The sequence below is a fragment of the Streptomyces sp. NPDC107454 genome, from assembly GCF_055582885.1.
Map to the genome: position 1 here is coordinate 336,482 of NZ_JBVJPA010000003.1, position 25,824 is coordinate 362,305.

The following is a 25,824-nucleotide window of genomic DNA, read 5'->3' on the forward strand; positions in this document are numbered from 1 at the left end:
ACGAAACAAGCCCCGCCTCCGGAACACAGGAGGCGGGGCTGTGGAGCGCCGGGCAGGCCTTGCACCTGCATCTCCCCGCAGGAAGCGGGGCATCTTTCCTTGGACCACCAACGCGAGGCCGTCCGCCGAAGTCCTCCGGCGGGCTGCTCAAGATCAATCATAGCGCAGCCGGAGCGGTGCATGACACCGCCAGGCCCGGCACCCGGGCGGGAGCAGGAAGTCCGACCGGCGCCCCTTGCGCCGACGCGGCGCGCATGCAGGCGCCTCGGCGGTGTGGAGTGGTTCGGCGGGCTCGGTGAGTGAGTCCTCCCGGACCGAGCCGTGTCCGGCCGGCTCCCGGACGTGGTTGCCCCCGGCAGCCCACGAGGATTTCGACGGCGCTCACGCGCCTCGTCCGCGCGCCGGGGAAGCCCGAAGTCGAGTGAACGGCACTCACGAAGTCGAGTGAGCCGATGCAGCTGTCTCCGCGCACCGGCGCCCGTCCGAAGCCCCACATGCGCCGCGCGCGCCGCTACGCGCCCTTGCGCTCCTCCGGTGCGTCGCCAGAAGGTACCTGTTCCGAAGACCGAAACCGCACGGCGGGACGAACGGGGAGCGGTGTGAGTGAGCAGCCCGAGGCCGAGGCCAGTCTCAACGAGTTGAGGGACGGCCTCAAGGAGATACGCGAGGCACAGCAGCGCCGCGAAGGCGACCTGAAGACCCTGCACGACCGGTTCGGCACGCTGTCCGGGGGCCTGGAGGCCCTGCGCGGCAGAGCCAACGAACTCGCCCTTCAGATCGAATCGGTGGGTTCCGCCACCGAAGAGCTGCGGGAGGGGCTGTCCCGGACCCGGTCCGAGATCGGCCAGGTCAAGGCCGAACTCACGGACTTCCGGTCCCAGTACGAACGCGACCAGGCCGTCCTCGCCGCGCGGTTCGAGCTCGACCGGATCACCGAGGACTGGCAGCGCAGGTTCGGCAACCGGGAAAAGGTGCGCTCTCTCGCTCGTGGCCTGGTCAAACAGCTGACCCCGCAGCTCGTGAAGAGCGGGGTGCTGAGGACCGACAACCTCCGGCTCTTCGTGGAGCAACACCTGGTCCACGACCCCGACTTCTGGCTCGCCCACGCAACGCTGGCGGTCGCCGCCCGACTGGACGGGGACGACGAAGTCCGGCTCACCGCGATGGGGCAGGCGCAGGGGCTCGACCTCGGCAAGGCCAACCTGTTCTTCTCACTCGCCGCGGCCAGGCTGGGCGAACACGAGCGGGCCGGGAACTGGATGGACGGCTACCTTCAGCACGCCGTCGACCCGGATCGGCTCGGCAGGGACTTCCTCGTGGTCCTCGACGCCGTCGCCAGCCGCGAACTCGGCGACCTCGCTCACAGCTACGCCCGGCAGGTGATGGTGCGCTGGGGCACCGAGGCGGCGGCGGGCGGCACGGCGGCCAGGGCGAGTGTGCGGCGGTGGACACCCCAGCTGCGCAAACTCCTCGCCTCACCCGGCGACCGGTTCGAGTCCCTGGGCCAGGCGTACGACGGGGACTGGCCGGCGCTCCTCGAACACTGGCGGCTCGCCACCGTCACCACGGGCACCCTCGCCCACCTCCGCAAGGAGTTCCCACCCCCGAACCGCACGGCGTCCGCCCCCGGACGTGTCCGCTACGCCGAGACGGCCATCGACCGCCTCATCCGCCATCTCGAACCCGATGAGGCCGCCCTGCACACCAAGAAGGAGGCGCTGCTCCGGTTCATCGAGCACCGGGGCGACGAGAAGGCGGCACAGGAGGAGCACGCGCTGCGCCAGGAGGCGGACGCCGAGGTCATGGACTTCACGACGCTCCTCGACAACGCCGTTTTCAAACCGAGTCAGATCGCACTCGGAGACGACGCGCGCCGCCTCGCCCTCATGCAGATGCTGCCCAACCTGTGCACCGCCGCCGAGGAGCTGGTGGTGGCCTCGCTGAGCCACCGGCCTGCGAACATCCGTATCGCGATCGACGGCTGGCACGCTCTGCTGCCGACCGACCCCGCCGCGTCCGTCGACGGGAAATCCCTGGCCGACGAGCTGGAGAGCGAACTGCTCGAACGCACGGAGGCCGAGGCCGCGGCGGTCGACCGCAACCTGCCGCGGCGCGTAGGGGGCACCGCCGGTGGACTGTCGGCCGTCGTCCTGGCCCCCTTCCTCCTCGGCGGCTTCTTCCTGGCACTCGTGTTGCTGGTCGGCGCCTTCGCCGGGGTGTGGGGGGTGTTGGACATGACGCGCGTACCGACCGAGCGCGGCAGGATCCGCGAGGCCGGCGTGGTGCGGCGGCGCAGTGCGCAGCGCCGGTTGCAGGATGTGCTGAGCCGGCGCATCGAGTTCTTCGCCGAATGGAACGAGCATGTCGCGCGGCTGCCCGAGCTGTGCGCCTGGGACCCGACGGGCAAGTGACGCAATCATGGAATCAGGACGTGTCCTCGACCGGCGATACAAGCTGGAGTCGCCCCTCGGCCGCGGCGCCCAGGGCTCCGTCTGGCTCGGACTCGACCTCCGCCTGAACCGGCCGGTCGCGGTGAAGGTGGCCACACTGCACCGTCACCCCGGACAGGGCGAGCACTCCGAGGAACTGAACCGGCGCGTCGAGCGATTCCGCAAGGAGGCTCAGGCGATGGCGCGCATCCGTAACCGGCCCCATGTCGCCGTCATCTACGACCACGGCGAGGACGGCGACATCCTGTACTCCGTCATGGAGTACATCGAGGGCAGGCCGCTCTCCGCCCACACCGGGCAGGGTCGGCACCTCACCCTGGAACAGACCGTGCGCTGGACGAGGCACATCTGCGACGGCCTCGCCGACGCCCACGAGGCGGGCGTGGTGCACAGGGACGTCAAACCCGGCAACATCGTCATCGACACCACCGGATCCGCCAAGGTCGTCGACTTCGGCCTCGCCCGCTTCATCGACGCGTCCTCCACGCACGGTCCGGGGTGGGGCACCGTTCACTACGCTTCCCCCGAGCGGCTCCGTGAGGAGTCCGGCAGCGCTCTCAGCGACCTCTACTCACTCGGCTGCGTCGTGTACGAGATGCTCACCGGCTGGTCTCCCTTCGGCCACATCTCGGATCCCTATGCCGTCATGTGGCACCACGTGGAGAAAGTGCCCGCCCCGCCGGGCGCGCTGCGTCCCGGGATCCCCCGGCCTCTCGACTCCCTCGTGCTGAGACTGCTGGAGAAGTCACCCGGGAACCGGCCACCCGACGCCCGAGCCGTGGCCCGGGCGGTCCAGCAGATCGAGTACGTCTCGGACGACTCCGCGGATCCACACGTCGACACGCGCCATATCGCCGAGATCCAGACCTTGGAACGGTTCATCCAGCTGCACGCCGACGGCCCCCGGGCCATGGACACGGACGTCCTCGACGCACGCGCCCGGCACGCCAGGCTCACCGGCGAGTCGGGCGACTCCCGAGGCGCCGCCGCGCTCTGCCAGCGCCTGGGGCAGGACTGCGCGCGCCTGCTCGGCCCCGATCACCACCGTGTCTTCGAGGCCTACCGGGAGGCGTCGCGCTGGAAGGAGGGCACCGGCTGAAGCCCCGTATCTCGCTTGGTATCTCCCTTGGCTTGTCCCTTCCCGCGTCCTGCTGGTGTCAAAGGGCTACGGGCTACGGGCTACGGACTACGGGCTACCAAGTGACCGGCAGCGCGACGACGCCGTACGCCATCGCGTCTTCCTTGAAGTCGATCTCCTCCAGCGTGGTGGCCAGTCCCAGCGTGGGCACGCGCCGGTAGAGCGTGCCGTAGACGACCTGGAGTTCCACGCGGGCGAGTTGCTGGCCCAGGCACTGGTGGACGCCGAAGGCGAACGCGTTGTGCTGGCGGGCGTCGCGGAGCAGATCGAGGCGGTCGGGCTCCGGGAAGGCCTCGGGGTCCCAGTTCGCGGCGGGGAGGGAGACGATGATTCCGTCCCCGCCGCGGATGACCTCGCCGCCGATCTCGATGTCCTCCAGGGCGATCCGGCGCTGGCCGGTGTGGGCGATGGTCAGGTAGCGCAGCAGTTCCTCGACCGCTCCGGCCACGACCTTGGGATCGTCCGTCTCGCGCAGCAGGGCGAGCTGCTCCGGGTGTTCCAGCAGCGCGAGGGTGCCGAGCGCGATCATGTTCGCGCTGGTCTCGTGCCCGGCGATGAGCAGGATGACGGCCATGAGGGACGCCTCACCCATGGTCAGTTCACCGGCCTTGACGAGGGCCGCCAGGTCGGACAGGGCGTCTTCGGCGGGGTTCTCCGTCTTGGCATGGATCTGCTGGGCCAGGTACTCGCCGAGCGCGACGCTCGACTCGCGGTCCTGCTCGGCCGATGACGTCTGGCTGACCGCGACGGTGGCGTGGTGCTGGAAGAACTCGTGGTCCTCGTAAGGGACTCCGAGCAGTTCGCAGATCATCAGTGTCGGAATGGGCAGACCCAGCGCCTGGACCAGGTCGGCCGGCTTCGGCCCGGCCAGCATCGCGTCGATGTGCTCGTCGGTGACCCTCTGGATGGCGGGGCGCAGGGCCGCCATCCGCTTCGCGGTGAAGGAGGAGGTCAGCATCCGGCGGAGCCGGGTGTGGACGGGGGCGTCCGTGTTGAAGAGCGTGTCGGGGTGGTGGTGCGCGTTCTCCGCCATGGCCTTCTTCGGGAACGGAAAGCCGGGCCGCTTGTCGTCGACGCTAACGCGGGGGTCGCCGAGGACGGCCCGCAGGTCCTCGTGGCGGGTGATGAGCCAGGGGGTGCTGCCGTCCCAGATCCGCACCTTGCTGATCGGCTTCTCCTCGCGGATGTCCGCGAGGACCGGCGGCGGCGCGAACGGGCAGGCGGCCGCCCTGGGCGGTACGAACTCGGGGATCTCCTCGGCGGCGCCGCTCGCGGTTCCGGTCAGTGTCTCAGCCATGTCACTCCTCGGTGGGGGGCTCCCCTCAGGGCGGGGAGCGGGGGTCTCAGAGGGGCTCTGGGGCCCATGAGACCGGAGCAGACTGACGGCTACGGGCCACTTCACTGACGGGAACCTGACGTGACTCGGATCACGCGTACGCCCCCCACAACTCGGCGTCGGCAGCCCATGACGCGGCATGGCGTGGCGGCGAACGGACCTCAGTCCTGCGCGGTGGGACGCACCACGATGTCACCCACGTCGACACCGTCCAGCTGCTCGACGGCGAAGGCGACGGCGCGGGCCACCGCGGCCGGCGGGATCGCGATGCGGAACGCCTCCTCGACCTCGCCCTGGACGGCCTGCGGCCGGTGCCGCCACAGGCGCCCGACCACTGACGGCGACGCCGCGGGCGGGTGCGACCGGCGCAGGACTGGGCCTGGCAGCCGCGCGCCTATGCCTTGCGCCGCAGCGTCGCCGAGAGGTGGTGCTGCAACGGCTGCCCCATTGCCGCGAGCTCATGGACGAACGTGAGCGTGTCGTCGTCGGTCAGGGCATAGGTCCGGCGGGTTGCGTCGACCTCCTTGGCCGTGGGCGTGAGGGCCACCTCGTGGCTGGAGAGGTCGACCGTGTTGTCGGCCGCCCGGCCGACGGCGATCTCGGCGATGCCGGTGGGCTGGGTGATCAGTGCCTCCACCCGGCCGTCGGGCTGGAGCCGCCACCAGCCGCTCTCCCGAGCCGACGGGCGCAGCGGTGTGCCGTCGACGTCCAGCAACCAGGCCCGGGCCTCGTACCGGAGGAAGGGGCGGCCGTCGTGGCTGAAGGTGACTTCCTGCGCGTACGCGAACTCCCCGGGGAGCGTGGGATACCCGCCGTGACCCCGCCCGTGCCAGGCACCCAGGAGTCCGATCACCGGCGCGAGAAGCGCGTGCGGAGTGGGCGCCTCATCCGATCGGTGGACGTCAGGGTACGGATACTCCGGTGCGGGGTCGAACACGGTGCGCGCTCCTGGGATCGGGTCCGGTGGGTGCCGGGCCGAAGCCTAGGCCGTCGATGCCGCTCCCCGCGGCGACGGCGCGAAGGACTCTCCGCCGACCCGTCGATGCCGGCGGTCCCGGGGTACGCGATCGCGTCCGCGGACGCGGTGTCCGCGGACGCGATGGACAGCACGGTCGCCGTGAACGAGCAGGGCGCCCAACCAGCCTGCGCTGTACGTACGTTCACGCAGCGACTCGGCTCCAGGCGGCGCGGCGCACGGCGGACCACGTACGCCACGACATCTCGACCTCCACCGTTCCGGCCGCGCCCGAACTCGCCTCCCGCCGGGATGTCGAACCGTGCCCTCCCCGCGGCGAGCCCACGGTCGCGTATCTGGGCTCAGCCCACGCTGGTGGACTTCGTGCCGGACGGGGTGACGGCGTACCACGTCTTGTCCTTGGCCTGGCCGTTCGTCTGTCCGGCCTGTGTGTCACCCACATATCGGTACAGCGGCCAGCCGCCGATGGTGAGCTGTTTCATGCCGTTCCGATGGACCGTTCCGAGAAGGCTCTTCTCGACCCCCATGGTCTGTACGGAGTCCTGCACGATGACGGGGATCCACGTCTTCGTACACGCGCCGGCGCACGTCCACTTGGACGGATTCGCCTCGTCCTTGTCGTAGCGGTAGAGGGTCATCCCCTTGCCGTCGGCCACCACGCTGCCGATGTCGTTGACCGTCTTGGCCATCACCATGGTGGTGGTGGCCGTGTTGCCGCTGCCGGAGTCACCGCCGGCGGCCGGTGCGGAGGGCGTGGATTCCGAGGCGGTCGGAGCAGAGGTCGCGGACTCCGAGGCGGCCGTGGCGACCGGAACGGCGTTGCCGGGGCCCGCACCGGTGGACGCCTTTTCCGTCGAGCTGCCGCACGCCGCCAGAAGGAACGCCGAGGCGAGCCCTGCGGCCGAGAGGACGACGATGCGTCGCTGGATCACGGAGTTTCCCTTCGCCGGTCGTTCTCCTTACTCCCTTAGTACGTTGGGTAACTCCCGCCCGCTCAGCCATCAGTGGCACATGGCGAAGCCTTGACCGACTGCGACGGAGAACTCAGGAGGCTCAGTTGGCGGCCGGCCGGGGCGGACCACGGCCGCCGTGCAGCCGACCAGGACGGGGGCCGCGTTCACGGCTACACCTGTCGGCCCATGCTTCGCAGAGCCCTGCGCAGTGCGGCCACTTCTTCCTGCGACATGTTCTCCACGAAGTGGCGCAGCGCGGCCGAGCGGTCCTTGCTCTCCCCCAGGCCGTCCTCCATGAGTGCGGCGGCGTAGGCCTCACGGCTGCGGACCGGCGCGTACAGCCAGGCACGGCCCTGCTTGCCCCGCAGCAGCCAGCCCTTCGTGTACAGGATGTTGGTGACGGTCATCACCGTGGTGTACGCGACGGGGCGGGTCTTGTTGATGTCGTCGACGACCTCACGCACGGTCGCCGGACGGTCCCACGTCCAGAGGCGATCCATGATCTCCGCCTCGAGATCCCCCAGCCGCCGCATGGCCCGGCTCCCTCACGCCTCCGAATACGTAGGGCCATAGTAGACGGCTGACCTGTCGCATTTCCGGGGACAACATGCTCAGCGGACCTTGACGGCATGCAGCAGTGTGACGCCGAACCATGGACCGCCGTACCAGTACCCCGGGCCGAGTCCGCGCAGCGTGCCCTGGCCGATGTGCGCCGCGTACTTCCTGGCCATGGGCCGACGTCGAAGGAGTCGTCCGCGAACGGCGGCGCGGTCATGTCGGCCGTATGCACTTCCGGTGTCCCGTCGGCAGCCTCCTGGCCGCCTCGATCAGCACCGCGCCGCGACCGCACCCCAGGTCCAGCAGCCGCTCGTCACCCGTCAAGCCGGCCTGGTCCAGCTCCCGCCTTCAGATGCGCGGCTTGCCGCTGCAGACCGTCGGGTGTGCAGACCGTCGAGTGCAGACCGTCGGATGTCGGGTACAGACCCGGGTCCGGACTTGGACAGGTATTCAGGGGCGGCCGACGTCACGTCGTCGACCGTGAGTCACAGCGCACCCGCGACGCTTCCGCGCCGGCTTCGACCTCCTGGTCACGCACACGATGACGTGCCTGGCGGGCAGGCGCTGACACGATCGCCTGATGCCACTGCTGAACAGCTCTCCGACGGGGGTGTTCACGTCGGTGTTCGACGTGACGGGCCAACCGGCGATCTCGATCGCCATCCACCACGACGACGGCCCCGGCTTGCCCGTCGGCTGAGCAGGGAGGTGGTCAGTCCATCGGGGACCGGCTGAGGGTCTGCTCCCGGTCGGACGATGCCTGGATCCGGTACTCCCTCGGAGAGAGCCCGTACGCGGTGCGAAAGGCGCGGGTGAATTCGGAGGCGCGGGGGAAGCCCCAGCGGGCGGCGACGGCGTGGATCGGCGTGGTGCGCAGCGAGGAGTCGGCCAGGTCGCGGCGGGCGTTCTCCAGTCGTCGGCCGCGGATCCAGGCCGCGACCGTTTCGCCGTGCGACTGCTGCTGAAAGACCCGGTACAGGTAGCTTCGGGAGATGTGGTGCGCGGCGGCGATCGCGGCCGGTGTCAGCTCCGGGTCGTGGAGATTCTGCCGGATGAAGGCCTGGACGCGTTGTGCTGTGACCCGCTGGCGGGTCTCCTGCGGAAGGGCGGCCTCTGCGTCCAGCGCTTGGGCGAACCAGGCCGACACCAGGTCGAGTACGACCGTACCCAGGCGTGGCGCGTGGGACGGCTGAAGGGTTTCGGCCTGCCGGTCCAGGCCGACGAGGAATTCGGTCAGCAGAGCGCCGATACCCTCCCGTCCCGACAGCCCCCGGCCCAGCAACTCCCGGACGCGGTACGGCGGCAGGGGCAGCAACGCCTTGGGGAAGTCCACGCCGACCCCCTTGACGGCACGGCGATCCCGCTCGTCCGCCGGCCGGAGATCGTACGGCCGCGAGCCGTCGACCATGTGCAGGTCACGTGGGCCGAACGTGTCGGTCCGTCCGGCGTGCTCGAGCGCCAGACCTCCGTCGAGCAGCAGCGTCAGGTGGTACGACTCGGGGTCGGACCGGCGCACCATTTTTCCGCTCCGCCGGTAGCGGGTCGGCAGGAACGACGACGGCCATACGGTCACCGGCCCCAGCTCCATCAGCCGGTACTCCGCCCAGTAGTCGGCGGTGTGGGCACTGATCAGGTCGCTCGAGCGCGTCCGGCCGACCAGTTCCCGCCAGTACTCGAATCTGTCCTCCGCAGGCACGTCCTCGCTTCGGAACACGGTCCCGATCATTCCGTCCCATCTCCCCTGACGTCTGGCCCCTGACGCCTCGCCCCATGGCCATGGCCATGGCCGCCCGTGCCGACAGCTGAGTTACTTGGCTGCGCGCATCAGCAGATGACCATGGCGGAACTGGCGTTCCTGCTCGCGCGGCGCACGCAGCATCCGGCCGACCTCGACGAACCCGGCTTCGCCCGCGAGCCTCGCGAGGTCGTCGATCGGCCATCGGTACGCCGTCACCACTTTGTGGTCGAACGCTGTGACCGGCTCACCCTCCGACTCGAAGAACGCGAGCGAGAGGTGGCCGTCAGGCGCGAGTATCCGGCGGAACTCGGCGAAGTACGAAGGCACCTCCTGCGGTGGGGTGTGGATGACCGAGTAGTAGGACACGACGCCGTTCAGCTTGCCGTCGGCCAGGTCCAGGGCAGCCATGGAACCGACCTCGAACCGCAGGTCCGGGTATGCCTCGCGGGCGAGATCGATCATCACCGGCGACAGGTCGACGCCGAAGACATCCAGCCCCAGGTCCCGCAGGTGCGCGGTGATGCGCCCCGGGCCGCATCCCAGCTCCGCGACGGGCCCGACGCCGGTGGTCCGTACGAGATCGGCGAACGCGGCGAGCATCGCGCGATCCAGCGGAAGAGCGTCGAGGTCATTACGGAAGAGTTCGGCGTAACGGACTGCGACGGCGTCGTAGGCATCCGCTGTCGCACCGAGATACGAGGAGGGTTCAGTCACAAGCGAGGACATTAGCTCGTCACGCGGGGCCATCTCCTGGAGGGCAGGAAGGAGTTGGTGGAAGCCCTGTTCCATGCGGAGGGGGCACGGGGGCGGCGATGCTCAGGCGGCCGGAGTGTTCAGCACATACTCGCGCGAGGCGTGCACCTCGCTGCGCAGGGCGGCCAGGTTGACGTCGAGGACCTGCCCGTCCCACTTGCGGGGCACGCCGTTGATGAGGACGGCGGTGATGTTGCGGGCGTCGGAGCCCAGCACGAGAGTCCCGACGGGGTCGTTGAGGGGCATGTTGTTGAGAGCCTCGGCCTGGACGACCAACAGGTCGGCCTTCTTGCCCGGGGTGAGTGAACCGGTGACGCCGGCCAGGCCGTTGGTGCGGGCGCCCTGGAGGGTGGCGAAGTCGAGGACGTCGTGGGTGGTGATCCGGGAGGGCTGCTGGTCGATGCCGTACACGGCGTTGACCGCGCGCATCCGCTGGATGGCGTGCAGGGCCCGCATCTGCGAGAACATGTCGCTGGCGAGGGCGACTTCGACGTCGATGCTCAGGCCGGGGCGGATGCCGACGGACAGCGCCTCGTCGACGGCGGGGATCGCCGTCTCCAGGCCGATCTGTGCGTCGGACGTGGGGGCAAGGGCGACCGTGGTGCCGGTCTCCCCCACCGCCTTCCACGCCTCGGAGGTCAGTCCGGTGGCGTGGATGAGGGTGACGTCGGGGCCGAGAACGCCGTCCTCGGCCCAGCGCAGGACCGCTTCGGAGGAGGACGTGCCGAAGACGGCGTCCACGCTCACTCCGACACCCAAGTCCTTTGCCACGCGGGCGAGTTCGGGACCGTAGGCGAGAGCAGGTCCGGCGATCTCGTCGGTGGCCAGGGTCGCCAGACGCAGCGTGAGCAACTGGTCGTCGCTGCTGAAGTACTGGTCCTTGATACGGGTCAGGTCGCCCGGCCACTGCCGGTCCCACTCGCCGAAGTGCGGGCCCATGGAGGCGTGCACGCCTCGGATGCCGGTGTCGACGAGGGCCTTGATCGCGGCGTCGGAGTGCTCGCGGGTGCGGGAGTTGTGGGAGAAGTCGAGCATGGTCGTGACGCCGCTGTCGATCGCGGTCAGGGCGGCCAGCCGGGTGCCGATGTACATGTCCTCGGGCCGGTAGACCGTGGCGTAGCCGGCCAGGGTGGCCATGACGTAGCCGCCGAGGTCGTCGACGTCCGGCATGATCCGCCGCAGCTGGGCCTCCCAGGCGTGCCGGTGGGTGTCCACGAAGCCGGGGGTGAGGATCGTGCCGGTGGCGTCGACGACCACCGCATCGTCAGCGGTCAGGTTCGCCCCGATCGCGGCGATGGCGTCACCCTCGACGAGGAGGTCGCCGCGGTCGATGACACCGAGGCCGGGGTCCATGGTGACGATGGTCGCGCCGGTGAACAGGATGCGCCGCCGGTCGGCGGGCCGACGCCGGAGCTCTTCGAGCACGGCGGGGCTGGTGGTGTCGCTGAGGTTCATGAGGGGTCTTCTTCCGGTACGTCGGAGAGGGCGGGGGAAGAGGGTGGAGGTCGAGGGTGGAGGGTGAAGGTGGGGGCGGGGAGGGTCAGCCGAGCTTCATGACGTAGCCCGCGTGGCGGAGTTCGTCGCCCCGGAACTCTCCGTAGGCCCAGAAGCCGAGGTCGTCGAGGTAGTCGATGCGGTCGCCGTCGATCCAGTAGCTGCCCTGGTAGGCGTGGGGGCGTCCACCGCGGGTCTCGTCGTAGCGGCCGTCGGCGGTGAGCTCCTGGTGGAGGAAGTCCTTGACGTCGATCCAGACGCCGACGCGGGGGCTGCCGGTCAGGTCTGCGGCGGCAGGGATGCCCGACTTGGGGGCGGTGGCCCGGCCGGGGACGGGCAGCCCGGCCCACAGGACGGGGCGGCCGGCCGCGATCAGTGCGCGGACCTGCTCCGGCCGGGTGAAGAGTGCGGCCAGGGCGCTGGGCACGTCGTCGGCGAGTTCGTCGGGCACCACCAGGAAGTCGGTGGTGTTGCCCGGGGTCAGTGTCGCGACGTACTCCGAGCGGCTGCTGCGGCCGCCGGCCAGCGCGATGGCGTCCATGACGGCGGGGACGACGGTCGTGCCGGTGCCGTCGACGACGATGGCGTTGTCGTCCCCGGCCGCGGTGACGATGCCAGGGCCGACCCCCACGATCAGCGAGCCGACGAACAGGATGTCGGCGCCGACTACGGCTCCGATCAGCGGGTCCATCGTCAGGATGCGGGCGTTGGTGAACAGGACGGGACGTCCCTCGTCGTTCGAGAGGATCTCGTCGAGGGCCTCGGGGTTCCAGCTCACGGCAGCGGTGATGGTGGCGGTGCTGGTCATTGCGTGCTCCTCGATGGAGTCGCCTCATCGGTGTGTCCGCTGCGGCGGTGAGTGTCGACGCGGGTGCGAGGCGAGTGTCCGGCGGCTACGGCAGCCGCTCGACCACCAGGTTCGTCGCGCGGCGGAACCGGAACCAGGCCGCTCTGTCCCCAGGTGTCGGGCACCCACGATCCGGCCGGCCGACGATGCTGGGTGCACGGCACCCGGAAAGCCCTCACCTGGGGAGACGGCGGCCTGGTTGTCACCGGCCGTCGGGCTGACCGTAGAGCCATGACCAGCAACGACACGCCCCGCGACCCACACCCGTACGTCGGGATGTGGGTGACCGCGGACGGCTTCATCCGCCAGGAACTGCTGCCGAACGGCCGCTACGACGAGGCCCGCGGCAACCGCCGGAGCGCCTACACCGGCAGCTACACCGTCACTGGCAACCACCTCGACTACGTCGACGACACCGGCTTCACCGCGACCGGCGACGTGCGCGACGGCGTTCTCTTCCACGAACACCTGGTGCTCTGCCGCGAGGGCGACGAGCGCGACCGGCGGCGAGCCTGAGCACGACCAAGATCCACCGTTGAGCCTCCGCACCCTCCGCACCTTGTTCACCCCTTGATCGGCGGCCGACGCGGTGCGATCCCGAACAGGTACGGGCGTTCATCGACGCCGCCCACCGCCGCAGGGCCGCGTCGACGTCATCGTGAGACCCGGCACCAGGGGCACTTCGTCAACGTCGCCTCGATCGGCGCCCACCAGGTCTCCCCGACCTCGGCCGTCCACGACGCCACCAAGCACGCCGTGTCGGCCACCGTCTCCCCGGGCGTGACCGAGTCCGAACTCACCGGGTCCGTCTCCGCCCCGGAGGGCGGCGAGAGGATGTGTACCTACCGCAGCGTCGTCACCCCGGCCTGGTCCGCCGCGGCGGCGATCGCGTCCCCACGGGCGGCCCGGGAACGGAGTTCCGCGAAGGCAGCCGCGGTGGAAGAGGCGGGCTCGGCCTGGTAGACGACCAGTTGCTGGTGCGGAGCACCATTGACCGTGAATGCCGAGAACTGGATCTCCAGAGCCCGGACCTCGGAATGCGTGAGGTTCTTCGCCTGCTGGGTCTTGCCCTTCACCTCGTGCCGCGCCCACAGCTCGGCGAATGCCGGGCTCTTCGAGCAGAGCGTGTCGACGACCTCGGCGATCCGCGGAGCATCGGGGTCGTATCCGTAGGCCGCCCGGATTTCTGCGACGCAGGAGTTCGCGGCCCGCTCCCAGTCCCGGTAGAAGCTGCGCCCGGCCGGGTCGAGGAAGACCATGCGGGCCAGGTTGTCGAACCGCTGGAATCCGCTGTGCAGGGCCGCGGCGAGCGCGTTGTGCGCCAGGACGTCCAGGGCGGGTCCCAGAACGAAGGCCGGGGTGTCGGGCCAGTTGTCGAGCAGTCGGAGGAGCTGCGGGCTGATCCTGTCGTGACCGACGGAGGTGCTACGGCGCTGCTGAGGTGCCCTGGTGAGTCTGCGCAGGTGGTCGAGTGCCTCGTCGTCGAGGTGGAGGGCGGCGGCGACCGCGTCGATCACCTGCGGCGACGGACTGGTCTCACGGCCCTGTTCCAGGCGCATGTAGTAGTCGGAGCTCACACCCGCGAGCACGGCGACCTCCTCGCGGCGCAACCCCGGTACCCGCCTGCGGCCGTGCTCCGGCAGCCCTACGTCCCGCGGCTTGAGCGCTTCACGCCGGGCCCTGAGGAACTCTCCCAAAGGAGTGCCGTCGCTCATGAACCCCACCTCATCGTGATCCGGGTCATGGCGTCATTCTCCTTCGCGTCCGCGTGGGTGGGGAGTCGTGATCCTGGCCCTGGCACACCCAGGAAACACCGGGCCGGCTCGTACGCGGTCTCAGTCGGTGCCCATCGTGGTGTCCTGGGCGGGCACGGGGGCGACGCTCAGCGAGCCGAGCCGAGCCGAGTCGAGCCGAGCAGGGTGAGGGCGTCGGCGGACGTGCTGCCCGGTCGACCGCGGGTCCTCGGAGTCGATGCCGACGGCCCGGCGCAGGGTGGCCACACTCGATTCGGCGGCCCGGTCCCAGTCACGGTAGGAGTGGTGCGCGGCGGGATCCAGGAACGTCATGCGCAGCAGGTTGTCGGAGCGGGTGAAGCCGGCTTACAGGGCCGCCTGCGAGCCGGTTGCGGGCCAGGACGTCCAGGGCGTGGCCCAGGACGAAGGCGGGCGTGTCGCTCCAGGTGCCGAGGAGTCGCCGCAGGTGCGGAGCACCGCGTTCGACGCGGGGGGGGCACGGCGCGTACGGCGGGCGGTCGGGGTGGCCACGCGGTACAGGTGGGCCATGCGGCGGCCCACCGCGTCCAGCTCGGGCACCATGGGAATCCGCACTGCGATCCCGAGTCCGATCCGGTGCGCCGACCAGGCGGCGGCAGCGGCGTCGAGTACATCGTCCACGGCGATCCGATCAGCCTCTCCGAGCTCGTCCGGGAGCACGAGTCCGGCCTCGGCCGGCAGTGCGCGGCGCAGGTTCCGGCCGCGCCAGGTCTTCTTGGCGTATGCCAGTGGCACCCCGCCGGCCATGGCATGGAACGACACCTCGGGGTGCACCTCGTGGATGCGCTCCTGGCACCGGTTTACGGCCGCCACGTCATCAGGCTCCTGCCATGCCGACCATGGTGCGATGAGGAAAGCGCTGCTGCGGTCGTATCCCGAGCAGCGCCTTGGCCGCGAGATCAGCGGCACGCCGGCCCTTCTCGACAACACCCAGCGGCATGTCCACCGCGATTGCCTGTACCTCACCGGCACGCTCGATCAGCGCATCGAGGGATACGTCCACCGGACTCCCCGCGTACCCGCTGTCCGTGAGCCGGATCCCCACCCACGGACGGGACGGCAGCTGTGACAGTTCGAACACGCCGACAGGCCGTCCGCCGGCAGACCTCAGCGCACGCCGGCCAAAGTTGCAGTTGCCGACCATGACGCCGCCGAAATCTCCGGTTTTGCGCATATCACCGATGACGTGCGCGCACCCCTCCCGGACGACACGCGCGCCGCCACCGGCCTCGACGCCGGCCTCCAGATCTGCGGGCTGTCGCCCCTGACCGGCACCACGCCCCGTCGCAGCGTCACTGCCCTGGCCCGCACCGATCGGCGAGAGCAGACCGGCTACGGGCCGCCCAGCCGCCGAACAGAGCCTCGGCAGCGTTCTCGCGGCACGTGGAATTCGCCACAATTTACTCCCTCAAGTACGGACGAATGCATAAATGTGCTTCTTTAGATCTGGTTGCACTCATCGGGTGACCGGCTTCAGGGATTCAACGACCAGTGGCATGGGAGAAGCGTTTGATCACGGCACGTAAGCGACGCACCGGGCTGATGGCTACGGCCGGCGTACTCGGCGGCGTACTCGCACTCACGGCCCTAGGCGGCACCAGCAACGCTGCCACCAGCGACAACGGCCCCGGGAATGACCCGAAATCGCAGGCGCAGGCAGATCAGACGGGCACCCAGGACACTTCCGATGCCCGAATAAAGATCACGACCGGGCAAGGTGTCCACAACGTCGGGATCAACACCCCCGTCAAAGTCACCGTCAGCAACGGCAAGCTCACCAAGGTGACCATGACCGCCGTCGCGACCGGTGCCGAGATTCCGGGCACCGTGTCCGCGGACGGCACGTCCTGGCAGCCGAACGGCCAGCTGGAGCGGGCCACCAAGTATCAGGTCACCGCGGAGGCCGAGGACGCCCAGAGCCGCTCCGTCACCGGGAACGCCACGATCACCACGGTCTCCCCGGCCAACAACTTCATCGGGCACCTCTCCCCCGAGGACGGCTCGACCGTCGGCGTGGGCATGCCGGTGACGGTCAACTTCGACAAGGCGATCAGCAACAAGGCCGCCGTGCAGTCGGAGATCCAGGTCAGCTCCAGCAGCGGCCAGCAGGTCGTCGGTCACTGGCTCAACGACAACCGCCTGGACTTCCGCCCCGAGACCTACTGGAAGTCCGGCTCCACCGTCACCGTCAAGCTCAACCGCTACGGCATCCAGAAGACGGTCACCTTCAAGATCGGCCGGGGCCAGATCAGCACCGTCGACGCCAAGACGAAGCAGATGACCGTCGTACGGGACGGCAAGACGATCAAAACCATCCCGATCTCGTCCGGCAGCCCCGAGCACCCGACGTACAACGGTCAGATGGTCATCTCCGAGAAGTTCGGGCAGGTCCACATGAACGGTGCGACCGTCGGCCTCACGGAGAAGGACGGCAAGCCCTCGTACGACCTCAAGGCCGTACCGCACGCCATGCGCCTGACCGACTCGGGCACGTTCATCCACGGCAACTACTGGGGTGCCGACTCGGTCTTCGGCAAGGTCAACACCAGCCACGGCTGCGTGGGCCTGAAGGACGTCAGGGGCGGCGGCGACGGCAGGCAGCCCGCCGCATGGTTCTTCGACCACTCGATGATCGGTGACGTCGTGATCATCAAGAACTCCGCGGACAACACCAAGTTGGCCCCGGACAACGGTCTCAGCGACTGGAACATGCCGTGGAGCGAGTGGGTCGCGGGAAGCGCGACCCACTGACACCACGTCCCTCCACGCACATGAACCTGGATCCCTTCCCCGCCTCGGCATACACCGCCTTTGTCACGCACCGCACCTGATCCATCACGGTACGAGCGGGACAACCGTCCAGGACAGGGTGGGCGGCACCCTGGAGGAGAAGGTGTGAAGGCGGGAGAGGAGGCGTGATGCGAACCAGTGACGAGATCTATCACCGGGTCCGCTGGGACCCGCGGTTCGCCCCGGCCCGGTTCGTGCTGGGGATCAGCCAGCGCGGGGATGTCACCAAACGCATCCCGCTGCCTTCCTTCGTGCCCGGGGGCGACATCCCATGGCACCGGGTGGTGTTCATCGAGGCGGACGGCGAGGTGGTCTGGGACCGGTCCACGGGGGTGGACCGCATCGACGCGTCGGGCGCCGGCCGGGTGCGGGACCCGCAAGCGGACCTGGGCTTCGGCGGGGGCGAACCCGTCGGCGTCCTCGCCGTGTCCCCGACGGCCGACACGGCGGTGGCCTGGATCCCGCCTGCGGAGCTGTGGCCGCCGATCCAGGACATCCGCCGGGATTACGATCCGCAGATCCACCGCTGGCCGCCGCACGTCAATGTGCTCTTCGGCTTCGTGCCGGAGCCCGACTTCGAGCGGGCCGCCCCGCTGCTCGCCGCGGCGACGGCCCAGACGCCGGTCTTCACCGCTCGGCTGGACGGTGTAAGCACCTTCCGGCACAGGGCGTACTTCACCGTGTGGCTCGACCCGACAGCAGCCGGCGAGGCGCCGTGGGCGGACCTGCACCACGTACTGCGGCAGCGGTTCCCGCGCTGTCGCGGGCCCGCCGAGAACTTCACCCCACATCTGTCCCTGGGCCGGACCCGGGATCCGCGGCGAGTCAGCGCCGACTGCGCCACCCGGCTCGACGCCATGACGGCGACCGTCTGGGAACTCGTCCTGCTCTCACGCAGGGGCCACGGGCCGATGCGGCCACGAGCCACGGTCGCCCTGCGCACCGGCGATATCCGCTGGCTGCCCGCACCCGGCCTCGACGCGCCGGACCCGGAGGACACAGCATGGCTCTCCAAGATCAACGACAGGTAGGGCCACAGCCAGGCGGGGAAGGCATCTGAGCCACTGCTGACGAGCGTGCCCTGCTGGGTGGATCCACTCCACCAGCCCGGACCCGCCCAGCAGTTGGCCCGCTCGCTGGGCCACCGTAGTCACTGTCAGGCACACACAGGCTGCCACCCGGATTCCATGGCTACATGGCCCAAGTGCCCGGATGGCGCGGCGGGTCGGTGGAGAAGTGCAGCAAGGAAAGCACGACCCGCCGGGGCGACCCGCTCCGGCCGACGCTCACAAGAAAGGCCCACCCGGCGAAGCCCTGGGCATCACCATCAGCTACGAACACGCAACAAGGACCGCAACCGTAAGGTTGAGGCCCTCGTCACTGTGTCGTCAGTAGTTGTGGGTCGTTCACGAGTTCCGCTGACCAGCGGCGATGCGACCGGTCGATCATGCGCTTCCCGTCAGCGTCAAGATCACTCCCCGAGTAGTTGCGCATGCATGCAATCCGCCAGGCGACTCGGGGAAAACGTGCATGGTCCGGCGCAACGTGTGCGCGGCCGGTGACCCCTCGGTCCGCGCCTTCCTTCCCGTCGTCTCCGGCGTCGCGCGATGCGCCCTGGAGTCATAGGCCTTCCGGGCTCCTGATGGACCCGGTCGGTCGAGCCCAGCAGTCATTCCCCATGAGCATCGCGGTTCCTCGCCTGTCGAAGCATTTCTGCTTGTCAGTCGTGCAGACCACCGCGACCACGGTGGCTCGGTCACCGACTGTCACGGTTACAGTCATCGTCGTACCTCTCCTCGGTTCGTAGCTGCCGTGCACTTCGCATGCTGGTCGCCCGAAGGAACAGCGGGGAGTGCCGGAGAGGGTCTGCAGGCGGGCCCGCCCGGCCCCAGTCCGAGGGCCGGACGGCCCACCAGCCTCCCTCTGCACGGACGGTGGCCTCGGGCCAGTCGATGCTCGCCCCGACGACCACGGCCCGCCTGATGCGCTCGCTGCGGGCAGAACCCACGGACGGCCCTGCCGTGCCGACCGAGGTTGCAAGCCTGTCACCGCGCGAGAGGGAGATCCTGTCCCTGATAGGCGACGACCTCACCAATCGCGAGATCGGCCAGGAACCCTACCTGTCGGAGAAGACCGTCAAGAACCATATCTCGCGGCTGCTGGCCAAGCTGGGCGTGCGGCGCCGGGTCCAGGCCACGGTCCCGAGCCCCCACATGACAGCACGGCAGTCCAAGCTGTCCACACCTTGCTGACCTGCACCAACTTAGGATGAAAACGGCTCGTGATCATAGACCTGATGAGCTGACAGAGGCCTGACACTCAGTTTGGGGGCTCCCGCCTCTGCCCAGTCTCGGCCGACCGGTGTCCACTCGAAAACCAGTTGGTTCGCCGCTCAGGGCCGAAAGGGACGGAGCACACCCAGGCGTTGCAGCTCGACAATGTGCTCTGCTGCACGCCGTGGCGCTTCGCCACCGTTCACCAGTACTCCCGCCTCGATATTGCGCCGCGCCGCCGACTCGGTCAGGTTGGCGCTGCCCAGGAAGAGCATGCGCCTGTCGGCTACGGCGAGTTTGGCGTGCTGGCGCGAGTGCGCATGCCCGGCTGAATCACGTTTCCAGTGCCATAGACGCACCCCCGGTACAGACGCGAACGCATCGGCGGGCTCCCTGCCCGAGAGAAGACCACGGGCGCCTGCCAGGGTCTCGACCACGACGTGGGTTTTCACCCCCCTTGCCGCAGCCTCGGTCAGCGCACGCGTCAACGCTGGATACGGACGGGCGGCGTACGTCATGGCGAGAAGTTCGTCACGAGCCTCATTGATGACTTCGACAAGTACCTGCGCAGTCGCCCGCACTGGCACTGCAGGCGTCGAGGGGCCGCTCCACACCGTCCGGACCTGAATCGCGTTCCGGGCACGAAGCATGGCTGCCGCATAGCCCCGAACATAGGCGGCTGCCTCTGCGGCAGGAATCGACTCCGTCTGCAGTACGTCGTACAGCTTCTCGACGGCTCCACCGATTCCCGGCGTTGCCAGTTCGGTCAGTGCCCATTCCCTGCTGCGCCCTCGGGCCAGCAGTCCGGCGAGATCCTTGGCCCGGGAAAGCCCCAGGGCCAGAACGACAGCTTCGGCGGCGGCCTCGAACTCCTTTCTGCTCACGGCAGCAGGCTGACCGGTGTCAGTACCTGATCCTTGTCTCCGGAGAGCGGGACCAGGAAACGACGGTCCAGGAACCGGTTACCGCGTTCGCATGTCGTCTCGGACACGAAGAGGCAGACATGGCACGCGGCGCCGTGAAGATAGTCGCTCGGGTCGTGCGGCAGCCGCTCGGAGCAGAGTGGGTCGGCCGAGCAATGCGCGGCATCAGCAAGGGCACGTCGGACGATCCGGTCGAACTCGCGCTCCTCGGCAAGGGAAACAAGACCACCCAGTGTGCCTTCCGAGTCCGGAACAGCCGTGTAGATGAGGAGGCCCGTCTTCGGGTTCTGTTCATCTCCCGCATAGATCCGCTCGGCGAGTGAGGCGGAGTTGTATCCACATTCGAGGGCGATCGTACGGATCAACAGGTGAGAAAGGGTGTGCAGTGCGATGTACCGCGCCCCTGGCCAGCCGTAGTAGGGGTCGAAGTCGCTCGTCTTGCGGTCCGACTTTCGGTTGGCGCGGAAGCGGCCGAAAGCCTCCCTGTGGGCCTCCATCTGCGGCGACTTCTCCACACGCGCCACCCAGTCGGCCATGAGGTCGTCCCGCACGCGCACAAAGATGCCTTCACCGCGCACCTCGCTGGCCGGAACCCAGTTCAGCACGCCACGTGACAGGTCCACTCGGTCGGCGATCTCCGGCGACTCGGGGTCGGGGGCATCGAGCCGGGTGAATCCGATCAGGGCGCGTGCCTCACGCAACCGTTCGACCTGGCGGATGTCGGAGAAGAGGTCGTCCAGGGGGGTCCGCACGGAAACCTGCCTCAAGGCGAAGTCATCACTGGGCAGCGGAACAGGGCCGGACAACGCGTCCCATTCAGGGCCGAACAGGTCGGCCTGGACATCGGGCGCGGAGGGAGCCGGAGCGTCGGCTCCCTGCTTGCGTGACACGATCGCCGCGACAACCGCGTCAGCGTCGAACTCCTTGAGAAACCCGAATTTGGGCATACTGGCCATGAAGTCGAACTGGTTGCGATCGCCGATGACTTGCAGGTCGGGCCAGTGGTCGTCGAGCAGCTTGTCGATGTCCCCGCCCTGCCCCTTGGGCAGGGCCAGGGCGCTGAGAGTGAGCGGGAACCACTGATTGGAAGCGCCGGCGACCATCAGGACCGAATCCTGATCGCAACCGTTCGTCGCGTACGTACCCACGTGCGGGTGACGTCCTCGGCACCGGGGCAGGTTGTGCCGGCCACGCTCGCCCATCGCCTCACGGATATTGCGCTTCGCACCGCAGGCTACGCATTCGATGGTCACGTTGGCGGCCTGGTTGCCGCCATGGTCCTTCATTCGCAGCTTGGGGCGGGGGGTCTTGGTGCAGGACTGCCCGTGGTGGACGTATGCCGTGTAGGGAAACTCGTCGAGATGACCCCTGGTGCAGACCAGGGTGAATCGAGCAGCCACCGCGAGAGGCTTCCCCCGCTTGCAGTCGTGGACGAACTTCGCCTCGTGCGGCGTACGCGGATTGGAGTTGATGAAGGTGAACTCGGCCGAGTCGATCGCGGCCAGCACATTGCAGGCCGTACAACGCAGCCATTGGGGAAACGGCGTGACGGGCACCCCCACCCCCTGTGCGGCCCATCCCTTGGGGTCCGTGTCCCCGCCCTCCAGCCAAGGGGCGGCCCGCAACTGCTCGACCTGTCCACGCCCGTAGCGCTGGAGGGACCGGTTGACAGCCGCTCGCAGCCGAGGCTCGTCAATGTCGTAGTCGGTGATGCCGGAGTAGCTCCAGGAGTCGAGCCCCTTGACGAGAACCGAGAAGTTCGGCAGATCTACGAGGGAGCCGATACCGGCGGTGAACATGAGGTGGCTGGGACGGACGGCGCCGACCCTGCGGTTGCCGTTGGTGCTCATCGCTGTCCTTTCTTGGCCGCATCGGCAGTGGCGGGTCCGAACTCGTCGCTGTCCACGGTGGCTGCCACGTCCTGGTCTCCATCGGAGTCGGTGTCGGACGCCCCGAAGTTCCAGTCCGGTCCTCCACCGGAGGATTCTTCGAGAAAGGCTCCGCCGCCAGGAAGGAGGAGGTTGATCTCGTTCTCCGTCTCGCGCATCGACATTCCGACGGTGAGCTCGGTCCACTGGGTGCCGTCCGCCCTCCTCAGCAGCCCGCTCACGATCGTCGTCTTGCGCTTCTCCTTGCGGTAGCCAAGGGCTGAGCTGTTCTCATCGCGCTTGCGGCGCCATTCGTCCTTGAGTCGATCCAGGCGTTCGCTCAGATACTGGCGAGGGCGCTCACCCCCCACGCGTTCGGCCCGTTCCAACAGACGACGTTCCACCTCTTGGGCAAGGGGTCCGTCGAGGTCGACGCTGTGAGCGTCCAGGTTGCGTGACGTTTCGAACGACGCCTGGCGCAGCGCGGCCACATAGGTGGCGGCCACGCCCCGGTCCAGGGCCCGGCGGGTGAACGGCGTGACGGAGAGCGCCTCGACCTGGCGGTAGAACGTGGCGTGGTAATGCTCGAAGTCTTCGTAGTGCGCGAGGTCTCGGGGACGTGACCAGTTGTACAGGGTCACGACGAGGCCTGGGCGTTTGGCATCACGGCCGACGCGCGAGGACGCCTGGATGTATTCGGCCGTGTTCTTCGGCTGACCGACGACGAGCATCAGGCCGAACCGGGAGACGTCGACACCGACCTGCAGCATGGAAGTGGCGAGGACGACATCGACTGCTTGCCTGGCGGTCGGCGTCATGGCGGCGCGTGGTTCTCGTTTCTCCTTCATGGCAGTCGCGTACTCGCGCAGGAAGGCGCGTCGCCGGTCCGAAGTGTCGCGCTCCGGATCGAAGCCGACTTCCAGGCGTTTGAGGGCAGCGCCGATGTCGGACGAGGAGATGCGCGAGGTCAGCTCCTGGATGCTGAGCATGCCCGCTCTGCTGACGATGCGATCGGACAGTGTGTCCTGGCCTCGGCGACTGCCGTTGGAGCGCACTCGGGTGGTGATGTCGTCGTCCATGTACCGGCGCATGCCGGCGAGTTCGCGGGTGGCGTTGAAGTAGCCGACGAGAGTCATGTAGGGGTCTGCCGGCTTGCCGTAGTCGTCGAAGAGCTGTTGTCCAGCGAGGAGAAGGATCTCGGCGACCCGGATCTCGGCCGCCTTGAGCCGGGTTCCGTGCGCGCAGACGCCCAGGTAGCGTCGGCCGGGGTTCTCACGGCTCAGTTCGACCTGTCGGGAGAAGAAGGTGTCGCCGACGTCGAGGACCTGCGGTGGGAAGACGGCGACCTTGCGGCCGAAGACGCCGAGCACCTGATCCGCGGCCCGTTTGGTGGTCGCGGTGGATGCGACGATCTTGGGACCGACCTCGCGGCGCTGACCGTGGACATCGGTGACGCTCCAGGTACAGAGCTGATCGACGGCGGACTCGAAGAGGCCGACCATGGTACCGAGCGCACCCGAGATCAGGTGCAGCTCGTCCTGGATGATCAGGTCCGGGGGTCGCAGACGGTTGACGGGCTGTGCGGTGACGCCGGGGAGGTCGCCCTTCGCGTTGTGACGGCTTCCGCAGCCTGTTTTGGCGTCGAGGTCGTCGTGGCGGTAGCCATGCCGGGGGCAGAGCTCGGTGACCCTGCCGAACAGGAGCCCGGCGTAACCGTTCCAGGGGAGCTGGGCGAACTTGTCCACGGTGGCGATCAACAGTGCGGGGGCGAGCCGGTAGATCTCCTCGTCGACGGTGAGGACGGGAATGCCTTCACCAGGCGATTCACGCCGCGAGAAGGGGCAGCGGTCCTTGCCTTCGGCACGCGGACAGTAGAGCAGGACTCGACGCCGTCCCTCGTCGTACTCCATGTGGGAACGGGCCGTCAGCCCGCTCCCGCACCAGGGGCACGTGAGGACTTGCAGAACTCGGGCGTGTTTGTCGCTCGCGCTCTCTCTCGCGTCGGCGATCTGCTCTTTGGCCTCGTCGAACCAGTTGGGCGAGACCGATGTCCCGACCCAGAGCCCGATACGAAATGGAGTCGCGCCCCAGCGGACGTCCCGCGCGAACTCCTCGCGCCGCAGTACCTCGCAGGCACTCACCAGCGCAGCGGCACGTTGGAACTGCTGGGCGGTCAGGAGACGCAGGGTGTAGCGCATCAGGACCCCGACGCCGGCCTCGCCGCTGCGTGCGTCGATTCCCGAGCCGAGAATGCCTTGCAGGCGTCGCAGCGCGAACGTGTAGGCGGCCAGGCCGAGGTAAGCCTCGGTCTTGCCACCACCGGTCGGAAAGAACAGCAGGTCGACGAGGGCTTCACGGCCGGTTCCACGGTGGGCGTGTCCGGGCTGGGTGAGGGAGTCGAGATTCAGCAGGACGAAGGCGAGCTGGAACGGACGCCAGCTGGCAGCCTCCTTGCCCTTGGCGTAGACCTCGTCGTACGCCTCCTGATAGGAGCTGTTGTCCTCTTCACGACCGGCGCGCGCGGCGGCGATGGCTGTGTTGCGCCGCTGGAGTGCCATGGCGCGGTTGGCGAACCGGAAGGCGTCCAGGGCGACGTCGTCGGCAACGAGTCTGTCGATCCCCAGCGTTATGCGGTCGCAGATCTCCAACGCCTGCTCGATGGCGACGCCTGCCGATTCACGCAGGTCCTCCGGGAGCGAGCGGGCCTTGCGACGCTGCTGTTCGAGCCATGCGCCGTAGCCGTCGGCCAGCGGTGCGAGTGCGGCGCTGAGTTCGTTCCGGCGGGCCGGCACTGCGAGTGCGGCGAGTTCGTCCATACCGAGCTCGAGCCCGCGAAGAAGGTCCTGCTCTTCGAGAGTCGGCGCGGTGGTGGCCCGGACATCGTATTCCGGGAGCCAGGTGGTGGTGAGCCGATGCGCGTTGCGCTCGCCGTCACGCACATGTGCGTGCACGGCGACATTTCGGCCCTTTGCATGGCTGAGGCTGTCCCGGTACAGGAGACGGAGCCGCCGGTCCTCGGAATCCTCGGGGGCATCACCCCGGTTCGCGAGATCGAGAGGGTCGTCCACCGGAAGGAAGATCGCGGCCTGATCGTCCGGAAAGGCAGTGATGTCGATCTCGGTCTGGAAGAGCCAGTGGGCATCGCGCGCCTCACGACTGTCCTGCTGCCTGTTCACCAAGGTCAGTTCGACGACACGCAGCTCTTCGGCGCCGGCGCGTCCGACATGCTGCCGTACTTGTACGTCGAGAACGACGGCTTCGCGTTCCAGTTCGACGATCCGGCCGGCCATGCTGGTCACGTCGATGTCCACGGGATGCTCGATCGGCTCGCGCGACCAGACCCTGCGGGTCGTCCCCCGGTCAGTGACTTCTTCGGACTGCGTGTAACGGCCCCAACGGACATGGGCGCTGAGCGTGCCGACGGAAGCGGGAACCGTGAAGGACAACCCCATCGAGGATGCCCAGATATGGCCAGCCGCCTGCGGGGTCAGCCGGTCCCCGGGCCCCTCGTCGTCGCCCTCCTGTTCGTCGCCCGACTCGCCGTCAGCGCTCTGGGCGGCCGCGACGGCGATCTCCTCTCCGGTGACAGCCTGGGGCTGCGGCCCGATCATGCCGACGAGGTAACGGTCGCGCGGCCCGGAGGAAGCACTCGTCAGGGTCTCGGTCTCTCCGTCCCAGGGCCCTTGGAGATCACGGCGGACATAGGTGACGAGTCCGTCTCGCACAGCGTACGAGTCTCCGGCACGAAAAGTCTGAGGCACTTCGTCGAGCGGGTGCGGGACAGCGGCCTGGGCAGGCTGGGCCGGCATTCGGTGGGTCCTTCCGGACAGGTCCGATGGGTCACGAGCGTGGATCGATCGCAGGACAGCATCAGCAATATAGACCGTTGACTCAGTTCACACAATGACTATGCGGCGCACCGTCGCTCCTGGCGGGACAAGTCTCTAGGCTGGGC

At 68.6% G+C, this 25,824-nt stretch carries 19 protein-coding genes and 4 pseudogenes; 6 read left to right on the forward strand and 17 right to left on the reverse strand.

Features of this window, described 5'->3' with window-relative positions; genetic code table 11:
- Positions 1-599: 599 nt before the first annotated feature.
- Together ACZ69M_RS09190 and ACZ69M_RS09195 are read left to right on the forward strand one after the other, a co-directional pair.
- Positions 600-2,411: a hypothetical protein gene (locus ACZ69M_RS09190; protein ID WP_470048074.1), complete on the forward strand. Its 1,812-nt coding sequence runs from the start codon at positions 600-602 to the stop codon at positions 2,409-2,411.
- A gap of 7 nt (positions 2,412-2,418) precedes the next feature.
- Entirely contained in the window at positions 2,419-3,549 is a 1,131-nt protein-coding gene (locus tag ACZ69M_RS09195) for a serine/threonine-protein kinase (RefSeq protein WP_470048076.1), read from the forward strand.
- A gap of 94 nt (positions 3,550-3,643) precedes the next feature.
- Here the strand turns inward: ACZ69M_RS09195 and ACZ69M_RS09200 are convergent, their stop codons facing one another.
- The 9 genes and pseudogenes from ACZ69M_RS09200 to ACZ69M_RS09240 form a co-directional block, all read right to left on the reverse strand.
- Positions 3,644-4,885, reverse strand: a complete 1,242-nt coding sequence (locus ACZ69M_RS09200) for a cytochrome P450 (protein WP_470048078.1) — start codon at positions 4,883-4,885, stop codon at positions 3,644-3,646.
- Positions 4,886-5,085: 200 nt separating this feature from the next.
- A pseudogene (locus ACZ69M_RS09205) lies at positions 5,086-5,193 on the reverse strand (oxidoreductase); the annotation flags it as partial.
- Between the two features lie 125 nt (positions 5,194-5,318).
- Positions 5,319-5,861, reverse strand: coding sequence for a heme-binding beta-barrel domain-containing protein (locus ACZ69M_RS09210; protein ID WP_470048080.1), 543 nt, complete (start codon positions 5,859-5,861; stop codon positions 5,319-5,321).
- A 380-nt stretch (positions 5,862-6,241) separates the two neighbouring features.
- Positions 6,242-6,832: a hypothetical protein gene (locus ACZ69M_RS09215; RefSeq protein ID WP_470048082.1), complete on the reverse strand. Its 591-nt coding sequence runs from the start codon at positions 6,830-6,832 to the stop codon at positions 6,242-6,244.
- 191 nt (positions 6,833-7,023) lie between these two features.
- The gene (locus ACZ69M_RS09220) at positions 7,024-7,386 is read right to left on the reverse strand and encodes a BlaI/MecI/CopY family transcriptional regulator (RefSeq protein WP_470048084.1); all 363 of its coding nucleotides are present in this window, start codon (positions 7,384-7,386) and stop codon (positions 7,024-7,026) included.
- Between the two features lie 737 nt (positions 7,387-8,123).
- Positions 8,124-9,137, reverse strand: coding sequence for a helix-turn-helix domain-containing protein (locus tag ACZ69M_RS09225; protein WP_470048086.1), 1,014 nt, complete (start codon positions 9,135-9,137; stop codon positions 8,124-8,126).
- An 81-nt stretch (positions 9,138-9,218) separates the two neighbouring features.
- Positions 9,219-9,863, reverse strand: coding sequence for a class I SAM-dependent methyltransferase (locus ACZ69M_RS09230; RefSeq protein ID WP_470048389.1), 645 nt, complete (start codon positions 9,861-9,863; stop codon positions 9,219-9,221).
- A gap of 102 nt (positions 9,864-9,965) precedes the next feature.
- The gene (locus tag ACZ69M_RS09235) at positions 9,966-11,357 is read right to left on the reverse strand and encodes an amidohydrolase family protein (protein ID WP_470048088.1); all 1,392 of its coding nucleotides are present in this window, start codon (positions 11,355-11,357) and stop codon (positions 9,966-9,968) included.
- Positions 11,358-11,442: 85 nt separating this feature from the next.
- Positions 11,443-12,204 (reverse strand): Atu4866 domain-containing protein, encoded by a 762-nt coding sequence (locus ACZ69M_RS09240; protein ID WP_470048090.1) that lies wholly within the window; start codon positions 12,202-12,204, stop codon positions 11,443-11,445.
- 270 nt (positions 12,205-12,474) lie between these two features.
- Here ACZ69M_RS09240 and ACZ69M_RS09245 point away from each other — a divergent pair, with 270 nt between their 5' ends.
- The gene (locus ACZ69M_RS09245; RefSeq protein WP_470048092.1) at positions 12,475-12,759 is read left to right on the forward strand and encodes an Atu4866 domain-containing protein; all 285 of its coding nucleotides are present in this window, start codon (positions 12,475-12,477) and stop codon (positions 12,757-12,759) included.
- Between the two features lie 326 nt (positions 12,760-13,085).
- Here ACZ69M_RS09245 and ACZ69M_RS09250 read toward each other — a convergent pair whose 3' ends face one another.
- The 5 genes and pseudogenes from ACZ69M_RS09250 to ACZ69M_RS09270 form a co-directional block, all read right to left on the reverse strand.
- On the reverse strand, positions 13,086-13,958 hold the full coding sequence (locus ACZ69M_RS09250) for a helix-turn-helix transcriptional regulator (RefSeq protein WP_470048094.1): 873 nt from the start codon (positions 13,956-13,958) through the stop codon (positions 13,086-13,088).
- Positions 13,959-14,078: 120 nt separating this feature from the next.
- Positions 14,079-14,321: pseudogene (locus tag ACZ69M_RS09255) on the reverse strand (MmyB family transcriptional regulator); the annotation flags it as partial.
- Positions 14,269-14,604 (reverse strand): MmyB family transcriptional regulator, encoded by a 336-nt coding sequence (locus ACZ69M_RS09260; RefSeq protein WP_470048390.1) that lies wholly within the window; start codon positions 14,602-14,604, stop codon positions 14,269-14,271. The gene ACZ69M_RS09260 and the pseudogene ACZ69M_RS09255, both read right to left, overlap by 53 nt.
- A gap of 2 nt (positions 14,605-14,606) precedes the next feature.
- A pseudogene (locus ACZ69M_RS09265) lies at positions 14,607-14,762 on the reverse strand (DUF429 domain-containing protein); the annotation flags it as partial.
- 70 nt (positions 14,763-14,832) lie between these two features.
- Complete coding sequence (locus ACZ69M_RS09270) at positions 14,833-15,189, reverse strand: DUF429 domain-containing protein (protein ID WP_470048096.1); 357 nt, start codon at positions 15,187-15,189, stop codon at positions 14,833-14,835.
- A gap of 368 nt (positions 15,190-15,557) precedes the next feature.
- Here ACZ69M_RS09270 and ACZ69M_RS09275 point away from each other — a divergent pair, with 368 nt between their 5' ends.
- The 3 genes and pseudogenes from ACZ69M_RS09275 to ACZ69M_RS09285 all read left to right on the forward strand — a co-directional run.
- A complete protein-coding gene (locus ACZ69M_RS09275; protein ID WP_470048391.1) occupies positions 15,558-16,766 on the forward strand; it encodes a L,D-transpeptidase in 1,209 nt (402 codons plus the stop codon).
- A 167-nt stretch (positions 16,767-16,933) separates the two neighbouring features.
- On the forward strand, positions 16,934-17,836 hold the full coding sequence (locus tag ACZ69M_RS09280; RefSeq protein ID WP_470048098.1) for an RNA repair domain-containing protein: 903 nt from the start codon (positions 16,934-16,936) through the stop codon (positions 17,834-17,836).
- Positions 17,837-18,727: 891 nt separating this feature from the next.
- A pseudogene (locus tag ACZ69M_RS09285) lies at positions 18,728-19,057 on the forward strand (helix-turn-helix domain-containing protein); the annotation flags it as partial.
- Positions 19,058-19,197: 140 nt separating this feature from the next.
- Here ACZ69M_RS09285 and drmC read toward each other — a convergent pair.
- Genes drmC through drmA form a run of 3 tightly spaced genes read right to left on the reverse strand, consistent with a single transcriptional unit; the run spans position 19,198 to position 25,594 of the window.
- On the reverse strand, positions 19,198-19,962 hold the full coding sequence (gene drmC, locus ACZ69M_RS09290) for a DISARM system phospholipase D-like protein DrmC (RefSeq protein ID WP_470048100.1): 765 nt from the start codon (positions 19,960-19,962) through the stop codon (positions 19,198-19,200).
- The gene (gene drmB, locus ACZ69M_RS09295) at positions 19,959-21,851 is read right to left on the reverse strand and encodes a DrmB family protein (RefSeq protein WP_470048102.1); all 1,893 of its coding nucleotides are present in this window, start codon (positions 21,849-21,851) and stop codon (positions 19,959-19,961) included. The genes drmC and drmB overlap by 4 nt, the downstream gene beginning before the upstream one ends.
- Positions 21,848-25,594: a DISARM system helicase DrmA gene (gene drmA, locus ACZ69M_RS09300; RefSeq protein ID WP_470048104.1), complete on the reverse strand. Its 3,747-nt coding sequence runs from the start codon at positions 25,592-25,594 to the stop codon at positions 21,848-21,850. The genes drmB and drmA overlap by 4 nt, the downstream gene beginning before the upstream one ends.
- Positions 25,595-25,824 lie beyond the last annotated feature (230 nt).